7 protein-coding genes are annotated in these 7,185 nt (G+C 64.7%); 4 read left to right on the top strand and 3 right to left on the bottom strand.

The features are described 5' to 3' along the window. The coding region (locus UW3_RS27490; protein WP_010225644.1) for a sigma-54-dependent transcriptional regulator at window positions 1-938 on the bottom strand (938 nt) is incomplete at its 3' end. Continuing rightward, complete coding sequence (locus UW3_RS0121850; RefSeq protein ID WP_223253833.1) at window positions 923-2,326, bottom strand: ATP-binding protein; 1,404 nt, start codon at window positions 2,324-2,326, stop codon at window positions 923-925. The genes UW3_RS27490 and UW3_RS0121850, both read right to left, overlap by 16 nt. A gap of 278 nt (window positions 2,327-2,604) precedes the next feature. Here UW3_RS0121850 and glsB point away from each other — a divergent pair, with 278 nt between their 5' ends. Together glsB and UW3_RS0121840 are read left to right on the top strand one after the other, a co-directional pair. Continuing rightward, window positions 2,605-3,525, top strand: a complete 921-nt coding sequence (glsB, locus tag UW3_RS0121845; protein ID WP_010225642.1) for a glutaminase B — start codon at window positions 2,605-2,607, stop codon at window positions 3,523-3,525. 104 nt (window positions 3,526-3,629) lie between these two features. Continuing rightward, a complete protein-coding gene (locus UW3_RS0121840) occupies window positions 3,630-4,184 on the top strand; it encodes an AAA family ATPase (RefSeq protein WP_010225640.1) in 555 nt (184 codons plus the stop codon). Window positions 4,185-4,488: 304 nt separating this feature from the next. On the opposite strand, the gene UW3_RS0121835 is transcribed toward UW3_RS0121840, so the two are convergent. After that, window positions 4,489-4,896 carry a MerR family transcriptional regulator gene (locus UW3_RS0121835; RefSeq protein WP_010225638.1) on the bottom strand — a complete coding sequence of 136 codons (408 nt, stop codon included), beginning with the start codon at window positions 4,894-4,896 and terminating at the stop codon, window positions 4,489-4,491. 82 nt (window positions 4,897-4,978) lie between these two features. Here UW3_RS0121835 and UW3_RS0121830 point away from each other — a divergent pair, with 82 nt between their 5' ends. Together UW3_RS0121830 and UW3_RS0121825 are read left to right on the top strand one after the other, a co-directional pair. After that, the gene (locus UW3_RS0121830; protein ID WP_010225637.1) at window positions 4,979-5,809 is read left to right on the top strand and encodes an alpha/beta fold hydrolase; all 831 of its coding nucleotides are present in this window, start codon (window positions 4,979-4,981) and stop codon (window positions 5,807-5,809) included. A gap of 114 nt (window positions 5,810-5,923) precedes the next feature. Continuing rightward, complete coding sequence (locus UW3_RS0121825; protein WP_010225635.1) at window positions 5,924-7,156, top strand: NADH:flavin oxidoreductase/NADH oxidase family protein; 1,233 nt, start codon at window positions 5,924-5,926, stop codon at window positions 7,154-7,156. Window positions 7,157-7,185: the final 29 nt, after the last annotated feature.

Raw genomic sequence — 7,185 nt, 5'->3', positions numbered from 1 at the left:
GGCAGCCACAGCGGCACCACCTGCAGGCGGTACCACAGGTCTTCCCGGAAGCGCCCCTCCTTGACCGCGGCGGGCAGGTCCCGGTGCGTGGCCACGACGATGCGCACGTCCACCGGCTGGACGCGGTTGGCGCCCACGGGGGTGATCTCGCGCTCCTGCAGCACCCGCAGAATCTTCGCCTGTGTGGGCAGCGGCATGTCGCCGATCTCGTCAAGGAACAGGGTGCCGCCATCGGCCTCGCGAAAGCGTCCGGTGCGTTCGTGGACGGCACCGGTGAACGCGCCTTTGACATGACCGAACAGCTCGCTTTCCATCAGTTCAGCCGGGATCGCAGCGCAGTTCACTGCGACGAAGGGGCCGCTGGCTCTAGCGCTGTTGCGATGCAAAGCGCGCGCCACCAGTTCCTTGCCCGTGCCCGTCTCGCCGAGGATCAAGGCGGTGGCATCGGAGTTCGCAGCCAGCCCGATGTGCTTGAAGACCTGGCGCATGGCCTCGCTGGCGCTGACCAGTTCACGGCCATCCACAGGTTCTCTTGCGCCGGGCGATGCCCCGGCCGCCTGAGGCCGGTCTGGGCTGGGGGCTGCTTGACGCAAGGCCCGCTCGAGCGTTTCGACCAGGGCGACCCTGGTCACGGGCTTGGTCAGATGGTCGAACGCGCCCAGGCTCATCGCCTCGATGGTGTTGCCACCGCTCGCATAGGCGGTGAGCATGATGCAAGGGACCTGCGAGAGGCGCGCCGCACGGCGCAGGAACACCAGACCATCCTCTCCCGGCAGCCGCAGGTCGACGATGGCCGCATCCACGGCCTCGGTGCGCAGCCTGTGCAGGCCCGCATCGGTGCTTTGGGCCTGCAGCACCGTATGGCCCAGGTCCTGCAGCACTTCTGCAAGGCTGTCACGGAACGCGGCGTCATCGTCGACAATCAGGATTCGGGCCACGGTAGCTCCATCTCTATGCGCGTGCCCTTGGCCGACTCGGCGAGACCGACCCGCCCGCCGTGTCCCTGCACGATCTCGCGCACCAGCGCCAGCCCCAGGCCGGTACCGCCTGCGCGGGTAGTGGCGAAAGGCTCGAACAACGTATCGCGCATGTCGGCCGGAATACCGCAACCATCGTCCGCCACCCACAACAGCAATGCGCCACGGCGCGTGCGCTGCGCACCGAGTTCGATCTCACCGCATTCTCCCGTGTGCGCCATCGCGTTGAGCAGCAGGTTGTCAAAGACCCGTGCCATTTGTGTCGGGTCGAACAGCGCCAGCCCCTTCGCGCTTTCGGACAGCTGCGGTTCAACCGCCAGTGTGATTCGTACGCCATGCTTTTGCGCCGCCTCGGCATGGGCATTGCGCTGCGCCTCCAGCCATCCCCGCAGGTCAACCGCCTGGCGCTCGGCGCGCAACGGTTGCGTCAATGCCAGCAGGCTCGACACCAGTGCCTCCAGGCGTGCCGTTTGCGACAGCACCGCCTCCAGGGCACCAACCACACGGGCTTCGCGCCGGTCGGCCGGCGCAGCCATCGCGTTTTCCGCCTTCATGCGCATCGTGCCCAATGGGTTGCGAATCTCATGCGCGAGCCCGGCGCAAACGCGCCCCAAGGTCGCCAGACGTTCGGACTGGGCCAGTTGCTCTCGCAGGTGGGCCGACTGGCGCTGCCAACGCGCAAGCATCCAGCCCAGCCATGCGCCGGAGACCACCACCAGCGCCAGCAGCAGGCTCACCGCGAGGATCAGGGTGTTGACCGTGCCTGCGGCCAACAGCGGCACGCGCAGCAGGGTCCAGGCGATCAGGCGGCGGTCATCGGTGGGCACAGGGCAGGCAGCGAACGCCACGGCTTCGCGTAAACCCGGTCGCACGTCCGCCACAAGGCCTGCAGAATCCTGCGCACGCTGGGCCGTGGAGGCAATGCGCTCCAGCTCGGCACTTGGCGGATCGCGCTTGATTCCCGTGCCATCGTAGGTCGGGAAAGCGTAGGCCACCACGCCCGCATCCGCTCGCCAGAAGCCGCCCTCCATGCCCGGCTGATCGCGCAGTGCCAAATCAAGCACCGCCTGTGCCGCAGCCGGGGTCATGGGATAGGGCTGATCGTCTGCAGGCGGGAGCTGCTGGCGAACGCGTGCCGCCCCCGCTTGCAGCGCCTGGCAACTGGTCGCGGTGAGTTGGCGCGCATGCGCAATCTGGGGACCGGCGCCTTGGCGGCTGAGTATCAACAGCAACCACCCCAGCACAAGCGCAACGGCGGCAATGGATAGCCACAGGATCAACAGATCACGTCGAACGGATGATTGCAGCGACAGGTCAAATTCCCTTTGATGTGAGGCACCGCGGGTCAATCGGTGGGCGTTTTGCCGGCAACCTTGCCAGATGGGCCATTGCCGCGCAAGAAAACGCTCGGTTGGCCGGCCGTTTCATAACCAGGCGTGACGTGGTTGAGCAAGGTTACGAGGTTGCAAGGGTGTGTGCAGGGGCAAGTTGTTTTCGAGCAAACGTGCCCCGCTGCCGGGGAAGATCGTCTGTCATAACTTCCCCAAATATGGCATTCAGCCTGATGGGCAGTGACACCTCTCTGGCCAGGGGGGATCCGACACCAACGCACCATAGGCAACACCTGATGCAAGCATTACTGCTAGAGATCCTCGACCAAGTTCGTCCCCTGCTCAGCCAGGGCCAGGTGGCGCAATACATCCCCGCCCTGGCCCAGGTAGAGCCCAACCAACTGGGCATTGCCGTGCATGGTTTGGACGGTCAATTGCACTGCGCGGGGGATGCGCACACGCCATTCTCGATCCAGAGCATTTCCAAGGTGTTCAGCCTGGTGCAGGCGATCAACCACAGCGGCGAAGATATCTGGTCGCGGTTGGGTTACGAGCCTTCCGGGCAGGCGTTCAATTCGCTGGTGCAGCTTGAGGTGGAAAAAGGCAAGCCGCGTAACCCGTTTATCAATGCCGGCGCACTGGTGATCTGCGATATCAACCAGTCCCGTTACGCCACCCCAGCGCTCTCGATGCGTGATTTTGTCCGCCGCCTGGCAGGCAACCCGCGCGTTACCAGCGACCTTGTGGTCGCGGACTCCGAATACCAGCACCGCGCACGCAATGCCGCCATGGCCTACCTGATGCAGGCGTTCGGTAACTTCCACAACGATGTTGATGCGGTGCTACGCAGCTACTTCCACCATTGCGCCTTGTCCATGAACTGCATAGACGTTGCCCGGGGCTTCGCGTTCCTGGCCAACAGCGGTTACTGCCCACATAGCGGCGAACAAGTGCTCAACCCACGCCAAGCACAACAAGTGAATGCGATCATGGCCACCAGCGGGCTGTATGACGAGGCAGGCAACTTTGCCTACCGTGTGGGCCTGCCAGGCAAGAGCGGTGTCGGTGGCGGTATTGTCGCGATTGTGCCGGGACGCTACAGCATCTGTGTGTGGTCACCAGCACTGAACGCCTCGGGTAACTCACTGGCGGGGCTGCGCGCGCTGGAGCTGTTGAGCGAACGCATCACGGGTTCGGTGTTTTCGGCGGTACCTTGAACTGGCCGGGCCTCAACCGTTGTCCCGATTCCCCGCCAGTCCTTCTTTAACTGCCCCGGCAAAACCCGCACAATCGCCGGCTTTTTTCGACAAGGTAGTCCCTCATGCAACGGATCGTCATTTTGGGCAACGCCGGTAGCGGTAAGTCCACCCTCGCCCGCGTTCTCGGTAAACGCCTGGGCTTGCCGGTGGTGCACCTGGACAGGCTGTTCTGGGAGCCTGGCTGGGTCGAGCCCGACGCCGAGCAGTACCGCGCGCGGGTGCGCGAGGCGGTGGCACAGGACACCTGGGTGTGTGAAGGCAACTATGCACGGCGTACCTTTGACCTGCGCCTGCCGCGCGCTGACCTGGTCATCTGGCTGGATACACCGCGCTTGACCTGCTTTTGGCGGGTGATCAAGCGCAGCGTGTTGAACCGCCCTCGCCCCGACCTGCCCGAAGGTTGTAGCGAAAAGCTTGATCGGGCGTTTCTGACTTTTTTGAAATTCGTCTGGACCTTTGATCGCGGTTATCGCCCGGGAATCGAGGCAGTGCGCGAGGCCATCGGGCCGCAGGTGCCGGTGGTGCATTTGCGCGGCAGTCGGCAGATTGCGGCGTTTGTCGAAGGCTTGCCCGGCAATGCAGGCTTCAGCCCAAAGGCACAGCAATCAGTGCAATGATGCTGCCGTGTATGGACCAGAGACATCGCTGACGAGCCAGCGCCCTTGAGAACGGCGCAAGTCCTGTGGGAGCGGGCCTTGCCCGCGATCGAGCGCGCAGCGGTCGCAATCCAGGCAACACCTGATGTGCTGGCTGTACCGGCCTCATCGCTGGCAAGCCAGCTCCCACAGGGAATGCATCAACCCTGAGAACGCGAAGCGGTCGTCGGCCTAGCTCCTGCGTCAACGGCACCGGCAGTTGGTTGAGCGGGCCGCTGTGGCGGGTCCAAGGTTAACGTCAACGTCAAGATCAAGCCTGCTCCGCTCACCCCTGTTCCAACAGCCGTTCCATCAGCATCCGCGCGTTTTCGGTGCAGGTGCGGTCTTCGGGGCGGTTTTCGATGCTGTCGATGGCCACCAGCAATTGCGCGCGATTCTGCGCCAGTTGCTGCTGCAGCACTTCGATCTCGGCGACCTTGCGCTTGAGCCCGGCCAGCAGCGCATCATGCTGCCAGCCGTCGGCGTTGGCCGGCAGCAGTTGGCGGATCTCCTCGAGGCTGAACCCGGCACCCTGGGCGCTGGTGATGATTTGCAGCGTCCACAGCGCTTGCGGGGCGTAGTCGCGGTAGCCGTTGGCCTTGCGCGCCACCGATCTGATCAGGCCGCTGGCCTCGTAAAAGCGAATGCGCGAGGCACTCAGGCCGCTGCGTTTCGCCAGTTCTCCTATTCTCATAGCTCGCCTTCAACAGGGCATTGACCTTAAACCTCACTTTAACCCTAGGACGCAGCAAACACATCACAGAGGAGCAACGAACATGGCATTCGTCACAACCAAAGACGGCGTTGAAATCTTCTACAAGGACTGGGGCCCGCGCGATGCCCAGGTGATTTTCTTCCACCACGGCTGGCCCCTCAGCGGCGACGACTGGGATGCGCAGATGCTGTTCTTCCTGGCCCAGGGTTATCGGGTGATCGCCCACGACCGCCGCGGCCATGGGCGCTCCAGCCAGGTCTGGGATGGCCACGACATGGACCACTACGCCGATGACGTGGCGGCAGTGGTCGACCACCTGGGCGTACGCGGCGCGGTGCATGTCGGGCACTCCACCGGTGGCGGCGAGGTGGTCCATTACCTGGCCCGCCACGGCCAGGACCGCGCCAGCAAGGCGGCGATCCTCGCGGCGGTGCCGCCGCTGATGGTGCAAACCGCCAGTAACCCCGGCGGCCTGCCCAAGTCGGTGTTCGACGACCTGCAGGCGCAGCTGGCGGCCAACCGCGCGCAGTTCTACCACGACATTCCCGCCGGGCCGTTCTACGGCTACAACCGCCCCGGTGCGACACCGTCGCAAGGGGTGATCCTCAACTGGTGGCGCCAGGGCATGATGGGCAGCGCCAAGGCCCACTACGATGGCATCGTCGCCTTCTCGCAGACCGACTTCACCGAGGACTTGAAGCGCCTCACCCTGCCGGTGCTGGTAATGCACGGTGACGACGACCAGATCGTGCCCTACGAAAACTCAGGCCTGCTGTCGGCCAGGCTGCTGAGCAACAGCACCCTGAAAACCTACAAAGGCTACCCCCACGGCATGCCCACCACCCATGCCGACATCATCAACGCCGATCTGCTGGCCTTCATACGCAGCTGATGCGATGGTGCCAGGGCCCTTCCCTGGCACCTCGCCCGCCCCGCTGAAAAAGCCTGTTGACATTAAAGTTAACTTTAAAGTTATGGTTTGAGCACGATCAACCGAGGTGCTGCCATGAACGTGTTCGACAAGCTGACATTGCCCAACGCAAGCGAAATCCCCAACCGCCTGGCCAAGGCCGCGATGGAAGAGAACATGGCCGACGCCGACCAGGCGCCGTCCGTAGAATTGCTGCGCTTGTACCAGGCCTGGGCCGAAGGTGGCGCCGGCCTGTTGATCAGCGGCAACGTGATGGTCGACAGCCGCGCCATGACCGGCCCGGGCGGCGTGGTGCTGGAGGATGACCGGCAACTGGCCAAGTTCAAGCGCTGGGCCAGTGTCGGCCGTGCCCAGGGTGCGCAGTTCTGGCTGCAGATCAACCACCCCGGGCGGCAAATGCCGGCCAACCTCGGCCAGCCCACCTGGGCGCCGTCGGCGGTGGCGCTGGAGATGGGCAAACTGTCGAAGCACTTCAACCCACCCCAGGCGATGACCGAGGCGGTGATCGACGATGTCATCCAACGCTTTGCCCGTACCGCGCAACTGGCCGAACAGGCCGGTTTCACCGGGGTGGAGATTCATGCCGCGCATGGCTACCTGCTGAGCCAGTTCCTCTCGCCGCTGAGCAACAAGCGCAACGACGCCTGGGGCGGCTCGCTTGAGAACCGTGCGCGGCTGTTGCTGGAAATCGTCAAGGCAGTGCGCGCGGTGGTGGCGCCGCAGTTTGCCGTGGCAGTCAAGCTCAACTCCGCCGACTTTCAGCGCGGCGGCTTCAGTGCCGATGATGCCCGTCAGGTGGTGCAACTGCTCAACGGTCTGGGCGTCGACCTGGTGGAGTTGTCCGGTGGCAGCTACGAAGCCCCGGCCATGCAGGGTGAAGCCCGTGACGGGCGGACCCTGGCCCGGGAAGCCTACTTCCTGGAGTTCGCCCGCGACGTGCAGAAGGTGGCGAGCATGCCGCTGATGGTCACTGGCGGCATCCGCCGCCTGCCGGTGGCCCAGCAGGTGGTCGACAGTGGCGTGGCCATGGTCGGCATCGGCACGGCGCTAGCCATCGACCCCAACCTGCCCCGCGCCTGGCAGCAAGGCAAAGGCACGGCGCCGGCGCTGGCGCCGATCACCTGGAAGAACAAGCCGCTGGCATCGCTGGCCAGCATGGCCTTGGTCAAGTTCCAGCTGCGCAAGCTCAGCCAGGGCAAGGCGCCCCGCCCGCAGGTGTCGCCGCTGTGGGCGCTGATCGGCCAGCAACTGGGCAATGCGCTGCGCGCCCGCCAGTACCGGCAGTGGGTCGCCCAGCGCGTGCGTTGAGCCACATCACGCTAGACCCGCGATGAGGC

The organism is Pseudomonas donghuensis (assembly GCF_000259195.1).
In the GTDB taxonomy this organism is placed as follows: domain Bacteria; phylum Pseudomonadota; class Gammaproteobacteria; order Pseudomonadales; family Pseudomonadaceae; genus Aquipseudomonas; species Aquipseudomonas donghuensis.
Note: the sequence above shows the minus strand (reverse complement) of the source record. Positions and strands in the feature narration are given on the sequence as shown.

Bases quoted from the DNA above. Each gene is read 5' to 3' on its own strand.
- glsB (WP_010225642.1), top strand. From the start codon at position 2,605: ATGCAAGCATTACTGCTAGAGATCCTCGACCAAGTTCGTCCCCTGCTC.
- UW3_RS0121840 (WP_010225640.1), top strand. From the start codon at position 3,630: ATGCAACGGATCGTCATTTTGGGCAACGCCGGTAGCGGTAAGTCCACC.
- UW3_RS0121835 (WP_010225638.1), bottom strand. From the start codon at position 4,896: ATGAGAATAGGAGAACTGGCGAAACGCAGCGGCCTGAGTGCCTCGCGC.
- UW3_RS0121830 (WP_010225637.1), top strand. From the start codon at position 4,979: ATGGCATTCGTCACAACCAAAGACGGCGTTGAAATCTTCTACAAGGAC.
- UW3_RS0121825 (WP_010225635.1), top strand. From the start codon at position 5,924: ATGAACGTGTTCGACAAGCTGACATTGCCCAACGCAAGCGAAATCCCC.